Here is a 17845-nt window from a genome sequence, read left to right as displayed (position 1 = left end):
GTAGGACCTCGTAGGGTGGGTTAGCCGAAGGCGTAACCCACCTCTTTGGTCTCCGCGGAAGCAGAAGTGGTGGGTTACGCTAGCGGACTGCGCTCCGCGCAGCCGCGAGCTAACCCACACTACTTCATTTTCCCCGCCAACTTCTTCATCGCCGCCTTGATCGACGCGGCCGCATCGTCATAACCCTCCCACGCCTTCGACCGCGCCAGCAGGCCGGGCACAGTCCTCACCGTATATCGCTTCGGATCGAGATCGCCCTTCACCTGCGCCCAGGTCACCGGCATCGACACTGTCGCGCCATCGCGCGCACGCGGCGAGAGCGGCGCCACCGCCGTCGCCAGCCGATCGTTGCGCAAATAATCCAGAAAAATCTTCCCGTTGCGCAGCTTCTTGGACATGTTGAGCAGATAGCGCTCGGGCTCGTCATCGGCCATCCACTGGCAAACGCCTTGCGCGAACGCTTTTGCCTCTTTCCAGCTCACCTTGTCGCGCGCGCCGTGAAGCAGCGGCACCACCACGTGCAGGCCCTTGCCGCCGGTGGTCTTGCAAAAACTCTCCATGCCGACGTCAGTGAGGCGTTGCCGCATCTCCTTGGCAGCGTCGACGACATCGGCGAACTCGACATCCGGCGCGGGATCGAGATCGAACACCAGACGGCCGGGCGTGTCGTAGGCGTCAGGTGCGCAATTCCAGGGATGCAGCTCGACGCCGCCGATCTGCGCGACGGCAGCAAGCCCCTCGACGCGATCGATCTGCAAATACGGCTTCCGATCGCCAGACACTTTTGCAAGCTCAAGCAGGTTCGACGTGCCCTGCATGGCATGCCGCTGGAAGAACTTTTCGCCGCCGATACCATCAGGGGCGCGAAGGATCGAGCATGGGCGGCCCTTGATATGCTTGATCATCCACGCGCCGACGGCCTCGAAATAGCGCGCGAGATCGAGTTTTGTGACGCCTTCGCCTTCGCCGCCATCCGGCCACAGCTCCTTGTCCGGCTTGGAGATGGTGACGCCCATGACCTCGGACGTGCCGGCGTCCTTCTTCTTCCCCGACTTCGCCGGAACGCGCTTTCCAGCGGATGGCTGCGCGAGCTTGGCCTTGGCGGGCATCTCCGCCTCGACCTCCTCGGCCGGCTTGTCCTGACGCAGGCCCTTGAAGGCGGCCTGGCGGATATTGCCGTCGGCGGTGAAGCCGGCGAATTCGATCTCGGCGACCAGTTCCGGCTTGAGCCAGTGCACATCCCGAGTCTTCTTTGGAGCGTTCTTGCCGCCGAAGGGGCTTTCGCTCGACGCGGCGTCCTTCAGGAACGGCATGATGCGCTTGACCTTGTCGGCGCCAAAGCCGGTGCCGACAAGGCCGACATAGGCGAGATGATCGCCGCGGTAGACCCCGGCCATCAGGGAACGGAATTTCCCTGCCGTCGTCTTCCAGCCGCCGATCACGACCTCATGGCCGGCCCGGCATTTTGCCTTGGTCCAGCTTTCGCTCCGTCCCGATCGATACGGCGCATCGAGCTTCTTCGACACTACGCCTTCGAGCTCGAGCTTGCAGGCCGATTGCAACACCGCGTCGCCGCCGCTCTCGAAATGCTCGACATAGCGGATCTGGGCCGATTTTGTCTTGCGCGCCTCCAGCAACGCCTTGAGACGCTCCTTGCGTTCGCCGAGCGGCAGGCGGCGATAATCGCGCCCCTCGGCGAACAGCAGGTCGAAGGCAAAGAAGATCAGGTCTTCGGTCTTGCCGTCCGACAGCGCTGCCTGGAGCGAGGAAAAATTCGGCGCGCCGTTGTGGTCGAGCGCGACGATCTCGCCGTCGATCATGGCGTCGGGCAGCACACCCGCCTCCTTCGCGATCGCGCCGAACTTCTCGGTCCAGTCGAGGCCCTTGCGCGTCTTCAGCGTCGCCTCGCCATCCTCGACCCGGAGCTGCACGCGATAGCCGTCGAACTTGATCTCGTGGCACCAGCCCTCGCCGGCCGGTGGCCGTTCGACCGGCGTGCAGAGCTGCGGCGCGACGAAGTCCGGCATCTCGGAGATATTCTTCGCGGTCGTTGCGGTCGTCGCTTTTTTCCTTGCAGTCTTGCCGCTCTTCAACGCCGCGCGCGGCGCCGGCTTGACGGTTCGTTCTTTGGTCTCTTCGGCGCGGTTGGACTGCCAGACCGCATCGGCCTTGCCCGTGCCCTTCGCCAGCATGAACGGTTTTGGCGCGCGGCCCTTGCCACCCGCGATCTGCGCCATGGCGCGGCCGGAGGCGACGGACTTGTCCTCGCTGAGAATGTCCTCGCCCTCGCCGGCATATTCGTCGCGGTGCTTGATCAGCAGCCAATTGGTGCGCTTGCCGCCGGTGCGGTCGTTGCGCATCCGCACCAGCACCCAGCTGCCGTGCAGCTTGTCGCCGTGAAGCGTAAACTTCAGGTCACCCTTTTTGAAACCAGCTTCGGGATCATCGGCCTCCCAGGTGCCGCGATCCCACAGCATGACCGTGCCGCCGCCATATTGACCTTCCGGAATCGTGCCTTCGAAATCGCCGTAATCGAGCGGATGGTCCTCGACCTCGACCGCCAGCCGCTTGTCGTGCGGATCGAGCGACGGTCCCTTGGTCACGGCCCAGGATTTGAAGACACCGTCGAACTCGAGCCGGAAGTCGTAGTGCAGCCGGGTCGCGTCGTGCTTCTGAATCACGAAGCGCCGCTGCTTGGAGGGTGTCACTGCCGTCTTGCCCGAGGGCTCCGGCGTCTTCTCGAAATCGCGCTTCTGGCGGTAGGTGGAGAGCTTTCGCAGCACGAGCAGGTCCCGCTTCTCTTTCGATGTTGAACCCTATCATGGCAAAAGTCCCAACCGGAACCAAAACCCTATGGGGTGGTTGGGGTTCCAAATCGCCTTGAAATCACTGGAGAATGGAATGGCCCCGCGCGCCTATTGGAAGGGAACGTTGAAGCTGTCGCTGGTCAGCTGCCCGGTCGTGCTTTATCCCGCGACCACGGCGGCCGAGAAGACGCGGTTTCACATGATCAACCGCGAGACCGGCAACCGGCTCAAGCAGCAGATGGTGGATTCCGAGACCGGCGACATCGTCGAGAGCGACCAGAAGGGCCGCGGCTACGAGCTGCGCAAGGGCAAATATGTCGAGATCGAGCCGGAGGAGCTCGAGGCGGTGCAGATCGAGAGCAACCACACCATCGACATCGAAAGCTTCGTCCCGAGCGACGAGATTGATCAGCGCTATCTCGACAACCCCTACTACATCGCGCCCGAAGGCAAAGCCGCCATCGACGCCTTTGCCGTGATCCGCGACGCCATGAAGGACCAGGGGCGCGTCGCGCTCGCAAAGATCGTGCTCACCAACCGCGAGCATGTCATGGCACTCGAACCGCTCGGCAAGGGCTTGCTCGGCACCACGCTGCGCTTTCCCTACGAGCTTCGCGATGAGGGCGAGTTCTTCGACGACATCAAGAGCCCGAAGATCACCAAGGATATGGTCGAGCTTGCTGGCCACATCCTGCACACCAAGGCCGCGCATTTCGACCCAAGCAAGTTCAAGGACCAGTATGAGAATGCGCTGAAGGCGCTGGTGAAGCGCAAGGCGAGCGGCAAGACGATCGCATTGCCGGAACCGGCGGAGAAGCCGAGCAACGTCGTCAACCTGATGGATGCGCTGAAGCAGAGCTTGAAGGGGCGCGGTGGGAAGAAGACAGCGAAATCGCATGCGCGACGGACGACCGACGGGCGGCGAGCCGCGAAGAAGACGCGCAGGTCGACGGCCCGCCAGAGGAAGGCGGGTTAGCTCGGAATGACAGGGGCTTAATCCCCCGCCTTCAGCCGGTACCCGATCCCCGTCTCCGTGAGCACATATTGCGGGCGTTCCGGATCGGCTTCGATCTTCTGGCGGAGCTGGCGGACATAGACGCGGAGATATTGTGCGTCGGTCAATTCGTCCCAGAGCTCCTTGAGCAGAAAGCGATGGGTGAGCACCTTGCCCGCGTGCTGCACCAGCACGCGCAGGAGATCATATTCCTTCGGCGACAGCTTCACGTCGCGCTCGCCGATTTTGACGATGCGGCGGACCAGATCGACCGAGAGATCGCCGGTGCGGAACACCGGACGTTCGCCCTGCACCTGGAGCTGGTGCCGCAGCGCGGCGCGCAGGCGCGCCAGCAGCTCGTCCATGCCGAACGGCTTTGTCAAATAATCGTCGGCGCCGAGATCGAGTGCCTGCACCTTGCCTGCCTCGTCGCCGCGGCTCGACAGCACCACGATCGGCACGGCTTCATTGCGCGCGCGGATGGTGCGCAGCAGCTCATGGCCCTGGATATCGGGCAGGCCGAGATCGAGGATAATCAGCGCGGGCTCCTCAGCGAGCTTCTCCAGCGCGGTCTTGCCGTTCGACGCTTCCAGGATCTCATAACCCTGTGTCGACAGCCCCATCCGCAGCAATTTTCGGATCGGTGGCTCGTCGTCGATGACAAGAACCTTGATCGGGGCAGCACTCATGCGGCGGTATCCAATGCGTGGGTCTGTGCCGGGACCGGCAGGCGGATGGTCAGAACCGCACCGCTGCGGTCGCTGCGGTTGGCTGCCACGATCGTACCCCGCATCGCTTCGACGAAGCCGCGGGAAATGGCTAAGCCCAGCCCGGTGCCGGGACGGACGTGATCGCCCTTCTGCGCGCGATAGAACTTGTCGAACACGCTCTCGAGCTCATCGGGCGGAATGCCAGCGCCTTCATCAGTGATCCCCAGCACCACCTGATCCCGCTCGCGCCGGCTCTTGATCGAAATCGTGGTCTCGGGCGACGAATATTTTGCGGCATTGTCGAGCAGATTGAACAGCACCTGCTCGAACAGCACGGCATCGAGCTGGAGCATCGGCAGATCGGCCGCCAGCACCAGCTCGACCTTGTGGGCGGTTAGGATCTTGGCTCCGCGCCGCAGCGCGCTGCCGACGATCTCGCCGAGATCATGCAGCGCCGTATTGGGCACGATGGCGCCGGATTCGAGCTTGGTCATGTCGAGCAGATTGGCGATGAAGCGGTTGAGCCGCTCGGATTCGTCGATCACGGTCGCAAGCAGATCGCGCTTCTCGGTATCGGACAAGGCACTGGCGAGATCGCGCATGGTCGAGGCGGCGCCGAGCACCGAAGCAAGCGGCGTCTTCAGATCATGCGAGATCGAAGTCAGCAGCGCCGAGCGCAGCCGCTCGGATTCGACCGTGCGCTTGACGCGGTCCATGTCCTCGACCAGCAGCACGCGCTCGATTGCGAGCGCGCCCTGGTCGACCAGCGCGTCGAGCAGCCGGCGCTGGTCCGGCGTCAGCAGCGGACCAGTGCGATCGTTGTCGATGCCGATGACGCCGATCGGGCCGCGCCCGGTGCGCATCGGCAGGAACAACCGCTTTGCGCCCGGCAGCGTGTCCGAGCCGCGGCCTGCCGTGCGGTCGTTGCTCCATGCCCAGTTGGCGGCGGCGAGGTCGGCCTGGTCGAGCTGGTCCTCCGGCGGATAGCCGGATTTCACCGTGAGCAGGCCATCCTCCGGCAGCAGCAGCACGACGCGCACCTTCAGCATCAGCGCGAGCTGATAGGCGGTTGCCCACAAGACGTCGTCGAGCGTGGCGGTGCCGGCGAGCTTGCGGCTGAAGGCATAAAGCTGTTCGGTGGTCCTGATGCGGCCGATCGCGGTATCGGCTTGCGTGCGGACCCGTCCTGCAACGTTCGACACCACAAACGCAATCAGCATGAAGAAGAAGAATGCCGCGACGTTGGTCGGGTCGGTGATGGTGAACGTGTAAACCGGCGGCAAGAAGAAGAAATTGTAAGCCAGGGACGCCGCGACGCTCGCGAGCAACGATGGCCACAATCCGTAGCGAACCGCAACCGCCACGACCGCGGTGAGGAACATCAGGTCAACGTTCTCGACACCGAAATAGGGCTTGATGACAACCGCTGCCGCAAGGCCAAGCGCCGTGATGCCGAGCGCCTTCAGATAGGGGCGTGCATCGAATGGCTCGGACCCTGCCGCGGTCTGCATCGACGTCTTGGGCGCGGATTCACCGGGCAACTTATCGCCGGGAACAACATGAACGCTGATATTGCCGGCGCGACTCACCAGATCATGCACGACGGAACCACGCGTCATCTCGAACCAGCGCGAGCGCGTCGATTTGCCGATCACGATCTGGGTGACATTGTTGCCTTGCGCGAAGTTGATGACGTCGTCGGCAATGCGGCGGCCAACGGCCGGAATGGTCATCGCCTCGCCGCCGAGCGATTCTGCGAGCCGCAGCGTATCAGCCAACCGGTCGCGCTCCTCGTCGGAAAGCTGGAGCGACCGCCGCGTTTCGATCGAGACCGCCGTGAATGGTGCATGCAGCCGGTCGGCCAGCCGCTTGGTGTAGCGGACAAGCCCGGCCGCGCGCGGATCCTCGCTGACGCAGACGAGGATGCGCTCGCCCGCCGCCCAGGGGCCGGCGATGGCGTTCGCCTGCATGTGGGTGAGAAGCTGCTCATCGACCCGCTCGGCCGTGCGGCGTAGCGCAAGCTCGCGCAGCGCGGTCAGATTGCCCGGCGAGAAATAATGCTCCAGCGCCCGCTCGGCCTGCTTGGGAACGTAGACCTTGCCTTCCCGCAGCCGCTGGATCAGATCGTCGGGCGTGAGGTCGATCAGCTCGATCGCATCGGCGCGATCGAACACCGAATCCGGGACGGTCTCGCGTACCCGTACATGGGTGATCTGGGCGACGACGTCGTTCAGGCTCTCGATGTGCTGGATGTTGACGGCGGTGTAGACGTCGATGCCGTGGGACAGCAGCTCCTCGACATCGAGATAACGCTTGGGATGGCGGCTGCCGACCGCGTTGGTGTGGGCAAGCTCGTCGACCAGAGCGATTTTCGGCCGGCGCGCGATCACGGCATCGAGGTCCATCTCCTCGACCGTCTGTCCACGGTAGTCGATCTTCCTGCGCGGGATCACCTCCAGCCCCCGCACCAGCGCCTCGGTCTCGGCGCGGCCATGGGTCTCGACGAATCCAACCACGACATCGACACCGGCCTTGCGCTTGGCGTGGGCGCTTTGCAGCATCTCGTAGGTCTTGCCGACGCCGGGCGCGGCCCCGACGAAGATCTTCAGCTTGCCGTTCGCACTCTCCTCCCGGCGCGCTGCTTCCAGCAGCGCCTCGGGCGATGGACGTTGTTCGGGATCGCGCCGCTGTTGAACCATCAGGCCAATATAATCATCTGGGCGCCGCGAGCCTAGACCGCTACTTCGCGGGCGCGCGGTCGAGCGCCAGATTCAGCGCCAAAACGTTAACCCGGGGTTCGCCAAGCAAGCCGAGCAGACGGCCCTGAACGTTGGAAGCCACAAGCTGCTTCACTGCATCCTCCGGCATATTCCGGGCCTTGGCGATGCGCGGCACCTGGAATTGCGCGGCTTCCGGGGAGATGTCGGGATCGAGGCCGCTGGCCGAGCTGGTGACCAGATCGACCGGCACGGCGGCGTTCGGGTTTTCGGCCTTCAGCTTATCCACGTCCTCCTTCAACCGGTCGGCCAGCGCCTTGCTGGTCGGGCCGAGATTGGAGCCGCCGGAGTTGGCGGCGTTGTAGGGCGCAGACACCGTCTTGATCGAATCATTGGGGTCGGGCGCCAGCGTCGCCGAAAGGCGGCCGTGGAAATATTTGTCGTCCTTGAACTCCTGCCCGATCAGGGCGGAGCCCACCACCTTGCCGTCGCGCTCGATCAGGCTGCCTTGCGCCTTCTCGGGGAAGACTACGCCAGCAATGGCGGTCATGGCGAGCGGATAGGCCAGACCCGTGATGGCGGTGAGCACCAGCAGCAGGACTATGGCGGGGCGGATTTCTCTGAGCATGTGTTTCTCCTATTTCTTTCGTCATTGCGAGAAGCGAAGCGACGAAGCAATCCAGGCTTTAGACCGTGGAAGCATCTCTGGATTGCTTCGCTTCGCTCGCAAGGACGGGGTTAGGCCAGGTGCAAAGCGACGACGACGAGGTCGATCGCCTTGATGCCGATGAAGGGAATGACGATGCCGCCAAGCCCGTAGATCAAGAGGTTGCGGCGGAGCAGCGCACCTGCACCGACCGCGCGATAGGCGACGCCCTTCAGGGCCAGCGGAATCAACCCGATGATGATGAGCGCGTTGAAGATGATCGCCGACAGGATGGCGCTCTGCGGGCTCGACAGGTTCATGACGTTGATCACGCCAAGCTGCGGGTAGAACGCCAGGAACATCGCCGGGATGATCGCAAAATATTTCGCAACGTCGTTGGCGATCGAGAACGTCGTCAGCGCACCGCGCGTCATCAGCAGCTGCTTTCCGATCTCGACCACCTCGATCAGCTTGGTCGGGTTGGAGTCGAGATCGACCATGTTGCCGGCCTCTCGCGCCGCCTGTGTGCCGGTGTTCATGGCGACACCGACATCGGCCTGGGCGAGCGCCGGCGCGTCGTTGGTGCCGTCGCCGCACATGGCCACCAGCTTGCCCTTGGCCTGCTCGTCCCGGATCAGCTTGAGCTTGTCCTCAGGGGTCGCCTGCGCCAGGAAATCATCGACGCCGGCCTCCGCTGCGATCGCCGCCGCGGTCATCGGATTGTCGCCGGTGATCATGATGGTGCGGATGCCCATCCGGCGCAGTTCGGCAAAGCGCTCGCGGATGCCGCCCTTGATGATGTCCTTGAGCTGGATGACGCCGAGCAGCCTGCCGTCCTTGGCCACCGCCAGCGGCGTCCCGCCGGACTTCGAGATCTCGTCCGCGATGGTCTGGATCTCGCGGCCGATGTCCGACAGTCCCGCAGGCTGAATGGCCCGCGCGGTGTTGCCCGACGCTACCGCCAGAGGCGCACCGCCGCCGACATAGTTCAGCATGGCATCGACCGCGCCCTTGCGCACCGACGAGCCGCCGGCATCGACCCCGCTCATGCGGGTCTGCGCCGTGAACGGAATGAAGGTCGCGCCAAGTTCGGCCATGTCGCGGCCGCGGATGCCGTATTTCTCCTTCGCCAGCACGACGATGGAACGGCCTTCCGGCGTCTCGTCGGCGAGCGAGGCGAGCTGGGCTGCGTCCGCGAGCTCCTGCTCGGTCACGCCGCGCACCGGGCGAAAGGACGTCGCCTGCCGGTTGCCGAGCGTGATCGTGCCGGTCTTGTCGAGCAGCAGCGTGTCGACGTCGCCGGCTGCCTCCACCGCACGGCCGGACATCGCCAGCACGTTGAAGCGCACCAGGCGGTCCATGCCGGCAATGCCGATCGCCGACAGCAGTGCGCCGATGGTCGTCGGGATCAGCGTCACGAACAGCGCGACCAGCACGACCACCGAGATCGAGCCGCCGGCATAGGCCGCATAGCTCGGAATGGTGACGGTGGCGAACACGAAGATGATGGTGAGGCCGGCAAGCAGAATGTTGAGCGCGATCTCGTTCGGCGTCTTCTGCCGCTCGGCGCCTTCAACCAGCTTGATCATGCGATCGATGAAGGTCGAGCCCTGCGCCGCGGTGATGCGGACGCGGATCCAGTCGGACTGCACCTGCGTGCCGCCAGTCACCGCCGAGCGGTCACCGCCGGATTCACGGATCACAGGCGCGGATTCGCCGGTGATGGCGGCCTCGTTGACGGAGGCGACGCCCTCGATCACTTCGCCATCGGACGGGATGGTGTCTCCCGCCTCGACCAGCACGATGTCGCCAACCTTGAGGCTCGTGCCCGGAACCAGCTTGAAAGCCTGGCCGGCGCCGGTCAGCAGCTTGGCCTGGCTCTCGGTACGGGTCTTGCGCAGCGATTCAGCCTGCGCCTTGCCGCGGCCTTCCGCGACGGCCTCGGCGAAATTTGCGAACAGCACGGTGAACCAGAGCCAGAGGATGATCTGGAAGGTGAAGGCGAGATTCCCACCGCCCGCGACGACATCGCGCAGGAAGATTACGGTGGTGAGCGCGGCCACGATCTCGACCACGAACATCACGGGGTTCTTCACCATCAGCCGCGGGTCGAGCTTGGTGAAGGACGCCCGGATCGCGGGGAGCACGATTTTGGGATCGAGCATCGCCGACATCGGGGCACGTTTTTGCAGTTTCATCGTATCCATGGAGGTCACTCCAAACAATCAGAAGAGGTTCAATCGGAACGCTTGCGATCAGAATATCTGGCCCGCGTTCATCGCGAGATGTTCGACGATCGGGCCGAGCGCGAGCGCCGGGAAGAAGGTCAGGCCGCCGATGATCAGGATCACGCCGACGACGAGACCGACGAACAGCCCGCCCGTGGTCGGGAACGTGCCCGCCGACGGCGGGACGGACTTCTTGGCCGCGAGCGAGCCTGCGATCGCCATCGCCGGGATGATCATGAAGAAGCGGCCGACGAACATCGCGCTGGCGAGCGCGAGGTTGTAGAAGAAGGTGTTGCCGGTGAGGCCCGCGAAGGCCGAGCCGTTATTGCCGGTCGCCGAGGTGAAGGCATAGAGCACCTCGGTGAAGCCGTGCGGGCCGGCATTGGCCATCGAGGCGACGGCGGCCGGATAGACCACGCCGACCGCGGTCCAGCCGAGATACATCAGCGGCAGCACCAGGATCGCCAGCATCGCCATCTTGACCTCGCGCGCCTCGATCTTCTTGCCGACATATTCCGGGGTGCGACCGACCATCAGGCCTGCCACGAAGATCGCGAGCACGACGAACAGCAGCATGCCGTAGAGGCCGGCGCCGACGCCGCCGATGATGATCTCACCGAGCTGCATGTTGATCAGCGGGATCATGCCGCCGAGCGCGGTGAAGCTGTCATGCATCGCATTGACCGCGCCGCAGGAGGCCGCCGTCGTGATCACGGCGAACAGCGAGGACGCGACGATGCCGAAGCGAACCTCCTTGCCCTCCATGTTGCCGCCGGTCAGGCCGAGCGCGTGCAGGGTCGAGGTGCCGTTGGCTTCCGCCCAATAGGTCACGGCGACGCCGGCGATGAACAGCACGCCCATCACGGACAGGATCGCCCAGCCCTGGCGCTGGTTGCCGACCATGCGGCCGAATACATTGGTGAGAGCCGCGCCCAACGTGAAGATCGACAGCATCTGCACGAAGTTCGACAATGCGGTCGGGTTCTCGAAGGGGTGTGCGGCATTGGCGTTGAAGAAGCCGCCGCCATTGGTGCCGAGCATCTTGATCGCGACCTGCGAAGCCACCGGGCCGACCGCAATGGTCTGCTTGGCACCTTCGAGCGTGGTTGCCTCGACATACGGCCCGAGCGTCTGCGGAATGCCCTGCCAGACCAGGAACAGCGTGTAGACGACGCAGATCGGCAGCAGCACGTAGAGCGTCGTGCGGGTGACATCGACCCAGAAATTGCCGACCGTGCGCATCGAGGCGCGCGAGAAGCCGCGGATCAAGGCGACTGCGAGCGCGATGCCGGTGGCCGCGGACAGGAAGTTCTGGTGCGTCAGGCCGACCATCTGCACGAGATAGGAGATCGTGCTCTCGCCGCCGTAGTTCTGCCAGTTGGTGTTGGTGATGAAGGAGATCGCGGTGTTGAAGGAGAGATCCTCGGCGACCGCCGATTGCCCCGCCGGATTGAACGGCAACACGGCCTGGAGCCGCATCACGCCGTAGATGATCAGGAAGCCGCCGACATGAAACAGCAGCATGGCGACCGTATAGGTCAACCAATGCTGCTCGCGCTTCTCGTCGACGCCGGAAATCCAGTAGATGCCGGCCTCGATGGGGCGCAGCACCGGCGACAGGAATGTCCGCTCGCCGTTGAAGACGTGCGTCATGTACCCGCCGAGCGGCTTGGTCAGCGCGACGATGATGACGCAGTAGAGAATGATCTGGAGCCAACCGATCATAGTCATGGCATTAACCCTTTAGACCTTGTGTCCGGCGCAGGAGCGGAAGCAATAAAGCAGACAGACCGGCGACGAGCACGACGTCGGCCATCAGCAATTCGAGAAGCAGCAACACGGTTCAGAACCGCTCGGGCCGCAGCAGTGCGTAGGTGAGGTAGACCAGGAGGCCGAACGAGACGGTACTAGCGAGCGCATAATCGAAGATCATGGTCCGCTCCCTTACAGCCGTTCGCAGGCATAGGTGTAGCCGATCGCAAGGGCGAAGAAGACGAAGCCCAGCGCCAGCATCAGAATGTCCATCATGGCGTTCTCCTCATTGCGCGACGATATCCGGCGTAACCTGTCTTTAGAATTCCGGCCGGCCGCTGCGCCAATGCAATGCATGTCTCCGGCAATAGGCCGGAACTTTCACTGCGCTGAAGTGCCATCACGCGCATAGGTTTTCGAGATGAGCCCTATGGCGACCTTATAGGAATCCCATAAAGACCGGCCCGTGGTTGAGGGCGGACCCGAGACAGGCAGCTCGGAGATGCCGACCAGCATCACTTTCGTTGCCGATTATTGCGGCGGGCAATCGTCGCGGTCTTCCATAAACGCCTGCCGCCAAAAGCTGCGGGCGTTTCGCAAAAATGGCAGTCGGACATGGGGGCTTAAGTCCGTGTCGTATCCGGCAGCGTCCGTGCATTTATGAAATCCCTATATCTTTCGTCCCCTCCCCATCTCGTTTTCAAATGCCCTTCCGGCGATCTTGGAGAGGCCGGCCGACTGACCGACGCCCGTTCCAGGAGGCCTGACATGACCGCCGCTCTCCGGCACGACGATCCACCATCGCTCAGTGCGCGCCTCCGTCACGCGCAGGCAATGACACGGCCGCTGATGCTCGACATCGTGCATGCCTGCCGGCGCTTCGCCTCGCTCGGCGGGAACGAGCGCACCACGCGCGTCATGCGCCTGATCGAGGCGGAGGCGTGGGCCGACGCGGCGCTGGCGCTGATGGAGCTCGAGCTGCCGCTGTGGCAGGTTCGCCGCTTCGCCTATGACGAGGGCGAATGGCACTGCGCGCTCTCGCGCGAACGCGAGTTGCCGGATTGGCTGGACGCCGCGGTCGAGGCGCACCATGCCGACCTCGCGCTCGCTCTACTGTCGGCGTTCATCGAGGTCCAGGCGTTGGCCGTGGAGGTGGCGCGGCCAAGCGTTCCCACAGTGCGTCCCGCCCTGGACTCGCTCTACGAGCCGGTTGCTTGCGAGAATTTCAGCTGAGCGAGGCGCCGCCGTCGTCGGGCTGGCGCGTGCAAAGCATGCGCGGTCCAAACCGCCACCGAAGCGTAACCAAAACCTCCTCAGAGGACTGCCGGCACGACCGCCCGCGTCCTTATGACATTCCTATACGGCAGCTGCGGCGTTCATCTCGCAATCCTACGCGGCGATGGCCATCATGGAAGGCAGATTGGAGCGGCCGTCTCGCTGCTCCACGGACGAGGACTTCCAGGATGTCGATGCTGACAAATAGCCTGCCCTTCGATGGCGCCGACCGCTCGCCGCAAATTTCGACGGCGCGCAAAGCCCAGCTCAAGCGCTTCGCCCTCGGCGCACTCACGCTGTTCTCAATGGGCAGCGTGCTCACGGCGCTGTTCGCGCTGAGGACGGCAATCTATGTCTGGCATATGCACGCCTGAGCAGCAGGGAGGCTCCCATGACCTTACAGATGTGTGAGGAGGCCGCGATGGCCGCCATTGCCCTTCAAGCTTCTCGTCACCGACCGAGCACCAAGCCGGCGGTCGCGCTCAAGCCGCTCGATCCGGATGTTGTCAGTGCCGCCATTCCCGCCTTCTTCATTGGACGCAACGGCGCCGGCCTCTGGGTCGCGCGCGAAGCGAATGGACGCATCGGCGGGCTGTTCCTGTTCAAGAACTCGGCGGTTGATTTCGCCAACCGCCAGAACGCGCCGGTGCGTTGCGCCCTGGTATTCCCCACCGAGACTTTTGAGCTCGACGTCGAGAACCACGGCAATTTTCTGATCGTGCTGGCTGAGGGGGCCAGGCAGATTCTCACGCGCACGCTGGCAAGGCTGAAGGCATGATCGAGCTCAAGATCGCCATCCTGGTTACGTTGATCGGTTCGCTGTTGCTCGGCTTGCGCATCGGACCGGCGCCTGCATCGGACAAATAGCGTGCAGCTCCTCAAGGGAAATCTCGAGCACGCGGTCACGACGACTGTCCTGACCATGACGCTGAGCCTGGTCTGGGGCGCGGTCCTGACGATCGTGATCACGCTCGTTGCGCGCGGGCTTGGAGTATAGTTCTCACCTGTCTGCTTCCGCCGCGATCAGCCGCGCCAGTTCCGCCGCCGTGATCTCGATCGGCCGGCCGCTGCGTTCGACCCGGGCCTGGATCAGCGCGCCCTGGAGCGCCGAGGTGCAGAGCACGGCGAGGGTCTCCGCTCGCGGCCTCGCAAACCCATCCGCAATCAGCCTGTCGCGAAGCAGCGATATCCGCGCCGCATAGGCCTTGCGGCCGGCATCGGTGACCGCACGTTCGCGCGGTGCGAGCTCGAGCAGCACGGTGGTGATCGGACAGCCGTTGCGGAAGCCGGAGCCCTGCATCCATCCCGCCAGCAGACGCGCATGGGCGCGCAGCAGCTCGCCGGTCGAGCCGCACTCCTCGGCGAGCTTTGCAACGGTCGCGGCCACACGACGGCCGGCCTCCTCGACCGCAGCCACCGCGATCGAGGATTTTCCCTCCGGAAAGTAATGATAGAGCGACCCCTTGGGCGCGCCGCTGACATCGACGATGTCGTTGAGGCCGGTGCGGGCGAATCCCTGGCGGCGGAACAGGGTCACCGCGGCATTGATGATAGGTTGGCGGTGTTTCGGCACGGCCGGCATGGCGCTCTCCCGTCAAAATTATATTGATTGGTCTACATCAGCCTCCGACAGTCAAGGCATGATAACACCAGGGAGAGGCAGATGCCAAAGGGAGTGACCTACGAGCTGAAAGACGGCGTGGCGCGGATCAGGCTCGACGACGGCAAGGTCAACGTGATGTCGACCGCGATGCTGGGCGAGATCGGCGCCGCCTTTGACCGGGCCGAGACAGAGGCGGAGATCGTGGTGCTGCGCTCGGCGCGGCCGGGCATCTTCTCCGCGGGCTTCGATCTCAAGGTGTTCGCATCGGGCGATGCCGCCAAAAGCCTCGAGATGGTCCGGGCCGGCGCGGAGCTTGCGCTGCGGTTGATGTCGTTTCCGCATCCGACCATCGGCGTGATGGAGGGCCATGCCTTTCCGATGGGGACGTTCCTGCTGCTCGCTTGCGACGTCAGACTTGGCGCGCGCGGGCCACACCGCATGGGGCTGAACGAGGTCGCAATCGGCATTGCGCCGCCGAGTTTTGCGATCGAGCTGGCGCGCAGCCGCGTGCATCCGGCCTGGCTCAGCCGCACCGCGACGCTGGGCGAGATGTACGAGCCCGAAGCGGCGATGACCGCAGGCTTCCTCGACCGCGTGGTTGCGCCTGACGCGATCGACGACACTCTCGAGGAAATCATCGCGGCCTTGCGCGCGATCCACAAGCCGTCGCATGCCACCGCAAAAAAGCGTCTGCGCCAGCCGGCCATGGACGCGATGCGCGCGGCGATCGACCGCGAATTGACCATGGCTGCCTACGAGGCAAGCAGCCGGGCGCGCAGCGCGGTCGCGATGCCCGCCTGAGGCCACCTATCCCGCGGAAAAGACCCGCCCGATCTGGCGAAACGCCATGGAACCGTGTAGAGCGGTTTCATGAGCACCAGCAACGTCAACGTCGTCGCCCACCCCCTGGTCCAGCACAAGCTCTCCCTGATGCGGGAGAAGGACCGCTCGACCAAGAGCTTTCGCGAGATCCTGAACGAGATCGGGATGCTGCTCGGCTACGAGGTGACGCGCGATTTGCCGCTGGAGCTGGTGGATATCGAGACGCCGATCTCGCCGATGCGGGCGCCGAAGATCGCCGGCAAGAAGCTCACGCTGGCGCCGATCCTGCGCGCCGGTGTCGGCTTCCTCGACGGCATGCTGGCGCTGATGCCTTCGGCGCGCATCGCCCATATCGGGCTCTACCGCGACCCCGAGACATTGCAGGCCGTGGAATATTACTTCAAGGCGCCGCAGGACCTGTCCGACCGCACCGTGATCCTGATGGACCCGATGCTGGCGACCGGTAACTCGGCCTGCGCCGGCGCGTCCCTGCTCAAGGACCGCGGCGCCCGCGACATCCGCTTCGTCTGTCTCCTCGCCGCGCCTGAAGGCATCGCGCAGTTCCAGAGCGAGCATCCCGACGTGCCGGTCTGGACCGCCGCGATCGACGAGCGGCTCAACGACCACGGCTACATCGTGCCGGGCCTGGGCGATGCCGGAGACCGGATGTTCGGCACCAAGTAGACAGGTTTGCGCGATCGGGTTACTCCGGTTGCATGAGAGCCAACGACTTTTCGCTGCAATCGCTGATCCAGACCGAGGCTGCCGAGCCAACCTTCGTGTTCGACGGCACACGGGTCTCGCGCGCAGAATTCACAGCAAAGGTCGAGCAGACCGCTGCCTGGCTCGCCGCGCAAGGCATCGGCAAGGGCGACGTCGTCGCGGTCTGGTTGGTCAACCGGGTCGAATGGATCGCCCTGCTGTTCGCCGCCGCCCGGCGTGGGGCCATCGTCGCCGCAGTCAATACGCGCTACCGCAGCGCGGAGGTCGCGCATCTGCTTCGCTTGTCCGGCGCGAAGCTGATGGTGGTCGAGGCCGCCTTCCGCTCGATCGATTTTGCCGCGATCCTCGCCGATATCGCAGGCGACGAGGTGCCCGCGCTGCAAAAGCTCGCGGTGGTCGGTGCGGATGCGATTCCCGCGCACTGGCCCTGCGTCCGGTTCGATGCGTTCGACACGGCCTATCCACCGGCGCCGCCAGCGCAGGACAACGTCGACCTGCCGGTGCTGCTCTACACCACATCGGGCACGACCAAGGGGCCAAAACTCGTTGCGCATTCGCAGCGGACGCTGGCGACCCACGCCGCCTCCGTCGCCAGGGCACTCACGCTCGACCCGCAGCGCCACTCACTGCTGGCCATGCTGCCGTTCTGCGGCACGTTTGGCATGACCAGCCTGCTCGGCTTCATCGCAGCGGGCGCGACGGTTCATGTGCTCGATGCCTTCGAGGCCGCGCCGGCGCTGAAGATCCTCGGTGAACACAGGATCACGCACGCGTTCGGCTCCGACGAGATGTTCCGCCGCATTCTCGCGCTCACCGATGCACCTCGGCCGTTCCCGCATCTCGAAATCTGCGGCTACGCTGCGTTCCAGCCCGGCTGGCGCGAGCTTGCCGCGGAGGCGGAAGCGCGCGGCCTGCCGCTGTTCGGCCTTTACGGTTCGAGCGAAGTGCAGGCGCTGTTCTCGATCGCTCGCGCCAGTGATGCCTTTGCCGATCGGATCGAGGGCGGCGGCTGGCCGATGTCACCCGACGCGCAGGTCCGCGTGCGCGACACCGAGACCGGCGAGCTCGCAGCTCCCGGCGTCTCCGGCGAGATCGAGATCAGCGCACCGTCACGCTTCCTTGGCTATTTCAACAACCCGGATGCGACGCGCGATGCGATCATCGCAGATGGCTTTTTTCGCACCGGCGACATCGGCCGGTTGCGCGGCGACGGTGCCTTCGTCTATGAGACCCGCGCGGGTGACGCCATGCGGCTTGGCGGATTTCTCGTGGCGCCCGGCGAGATCGAGGACGAGCTCAAATCCTGCACCGGCGTGGCCGATGCCCAGGTCGTGGCGGTCGATCTGAAGGGCCATGCGCGCTGCGTCGCCTTCGTGATCCCGCACCAGGAGCCGCCGCATCAGGAGACGCTGATCGCGCGGCTGCGCGAGCGGCTCGCCGGCTACAAGGTGCCGGCACGGATCTACGTCGTAGATGCCTTCCCGGTCACCGACAGCGCCAATGGCGTCAAGATCCAGCGCGCCAGGCTTCGCACCATCGCCATGGAGCGGATCGCCGCCGAATAGGCC

17 protein-coding genes are annotated in these 17845 nt (G+C 64.5%); 8 read left to right on the top strand and 9 right to left on the bottom strand.

Annotation, left to right across the window (positions count from 1 at the left end):
- Positions 1 to 119: 119 nt before the first annotated feature.
- On the bottom strand, positions 120 to 2783 hold the full coding sequence (ligD, locus tag BMW89_RS00205; protein WP_092021462.1) for a DNA ligase D: 2664 nt from the start codon (positions 2781 to 2783) through the stop codon (positions 120 to 122).
- A 118-nt stretch (positions 2784 to 2901) separates the two neighbouring features.
- On the opposite strand from ligD, the gene ku reads away from it, so the two are divergent.
- Complete coding sequence (gene ku, locus BMW89_RS00200) at positions 2902 to 3783, top strand: non-homologous end joining protein Ku (protein WP_092021460.1); 882 nt, start codon at positions 2902 to 2904, stop codon at positions 3781 to 3783.
- Between the two features lie 17 nt (positions 3784 to 3800).
- Here the strand turns inward: ku and BMW89_RS00195 are convergent, their stop codons facing one another.
- The 7 genes from BMW89_RS00195 to BMW89_RS37665 all read right to left on the bottom strand — a co-directional run bounded on the left by BMW89_RS00195 (position 3801) and on the right by BMW89_RS37665 (position 12211).
- On the bottom strand, positions 3801 to 4490 hold the full coding sequence (locus tag BMW89_RS00195) for a response regulator (RefSeq protein ID WP_092021458.1): 690 nt from the start codon (positions 4488 to 4490) through the stop codon (positions 3801 to 3803).
- Positions 4487 to 7210: a DUF4118 domain-containing protein gene (locus BMW89_RS00190; protein WP_092021456.1), complete on the bottom strand. Its 2724-nt coding sequence runs from the start codon at positions 7208 to 7210 to the stop codon at positions 4487 to 4489. Before BMW89_RS00190 ends, BMW89_RS00195 begins: the two co-directional genes overlap by 4 nt.
- 40 nt (positions 7211 to 7250) lie before the next feature.
- A complete protein-coding gene (locus BMW89_RS00185; protein WP_092021454.1) occupies positions 7251 to 7856 on the bottom strand; it encodes a K(+)-transporting ATPase subunit C in 606 nt (201 codons plus the stop codon).
- Positions 7857 to 7966: 110 nt separating this feature from the next.
- Positions 7967 to 10081, bottom strand: coding sequence for a potassium-transporting ATPase subunit KdpB (gene kdpB, locus BMW89_RS00180; protein ID WP_092021452.1), 2115 nt, complete (start codon positions 10079 to 10081; stop codon positions 7967 to 7969).
- A gap of 48 nt (positions 10082 to 10129) precedes the next feature.
- Positions 10130 to 11833, bottom strand: coding sequence for a potassium-transporting ATPase subunit KdpA (kdpA, locus tag BMW89_RS00175; RefSeq protein WP_092021450.1), 1704 nt, complete (start codon positions 11831 to 11833; stop codon positions 10130 to 10132).
- A gap of 112 nt (positions 11834 to 11945) precedes the next feature.
- Positions 11946 to 12035, bottom strand: a complete 90-nt coding sequence (locus BMW89_RS00170; protein WP_092021448.1) for a K(+)-transporting ATPase subunit F — start codon at positions 12033 to 12035, stop codon at positions 11946 to 11948.
- 11 nt (positions 12036 to 12046) lie between these two features.
- Complete coding sequence (locus tag BMW89_RS37665) at positions 12047 to 12211, bottom strand: hypothetical protein (RefSeq protein ID WP_177195737.1); 165 nt, start codon at positions 12209 to 12211, stop codon at positions 12047 to 12049.
- 411 nt (positions 12212 to 12622) lie between these two features.
- Between BMW89_RS37665 and BMW89_RS00165 the strand changes: the two genes are divergently transcribed.
- The 4 genes from BMW89_RS00165 to BMW89_RS38530 all read left to right on the top strand — a co-directional run bounded on the left by BMW89_RS00165 (position 12623) and on the right by BMW89_RS38530 (position 14126).
- Positions 12623 to 13087 carry a hypothetical protein gene (locus BMW89_RS00165; protein WP_177195741.1) on the top strand — a complete coding sequence of 155 codons (465 nt, stop codon included), beginning with the start codon at positions 12623 to 12625 and terminating at the stop codon, positions 13085 to 13087.
- Between the two features lie 230 nt (positions 13088 to 13317).
- Entirely contained in the window at positions 13318 to 13503 is a 186-nt protein-coding gene (locus BMW89_RS00155) for a hypothetical protein (RefSeq protein ID WP_092021444.1), read from the top strand.
- Between the two features lie 17 nt (positions 13504 to 13520).
- Entirely contained in the window at positions 13521 to 13907 is a 387-nt protein-coding gene (locus BMW89_RS00150) for a hypothetical protein (RefSeq protein WP_092021442.1), read from the top strand.
- Positions 13908 to 13997: 90 nt separating this feature from the next.
- Complete coding sequence (locus BMW89_RS38530; RefSeq protein WP_283805317.1) at positions 13998 to 14126, top strand: hypothetical protein; 129 nt, start codon at positions 13998 to 14000, stop codon at positions 14124 to 14126.
- A gap of 3 nt (positions 14127 to 14129) precedes the next feature.
- Here BMW89_RS38530 and BMW89_RS00145 read toward each other — a convergent pair whose 3' ends face one another.
- Positions 14130 to 14711, bottom strand: coding sequence for a TetR/AcrR family transcriptional regulator (locus BMW89_RS00145; protein WP_092021440.1), 582 nt, complete (start codon positions 14709 to 14711; stop codon positions 14130 to 14132).
- Between the two features lie 81 nt (positions 14712 to 14792).
- Here BMW89_RS00145 and BMW89_RS00140 point away from each other — a divergent pair, with 81 nt between their 5' ends.
- The 3 genes from BMW89_RS00140 (at position 14793) to BMW89_RS00130 (ending at position 17842) form a co-directional block, all read left to right on the top strand.
- On the top strand, positions 14793 to 15533 hold the full coding sequence (locus tag BMW89_RS00140; RefSeq protein ID WP_092021438.1) for a crotonase/enoyl-CoA hydratase family protein: 741 nt from the start codon (positions 14793 to 14795) through the stop codon (positions 15531 to 15533).
- Positions 15534 to 15602: 69 nt separating this feature from the next.
- Entirely contained in the window at positions 15603 to 16238 is a 636-nt protein-coding gene (gene upp / locus BMW89_RS00135) for a uracil phosphoribosyltransferase (protein WP_092021436.1), read from the top strand.
- A 32-nt stretch (positions 16239 to 16270) separates the two neighbouring features.
- Positions 16271 to 17842, top strand: a complete 1572-nt coding sequence (locus BMW89_RS00130) for an AMP-binding protein (protein ID WP_092021433.1) — start codon at positions 16271 to 16273, stop codon at positions 17840 to 17842.
- Positions 17843 to 17845: the final 3 nt, after the last annotated feature.

This window comes from Bradyrhizobium sp. OK095, assembly GCF_900109945.1.
Taxonomy (GTDB): Bacteria; Pseudomonadota; Alphaproteobacteria; order Rhizobiales; family Xanthobacteraceae; genus Bradyrhizobium.
Note: the sequence above shows the minus strand (reverse complement) of the source record. Positions and strands in the feature narration are given on the sequence as shown.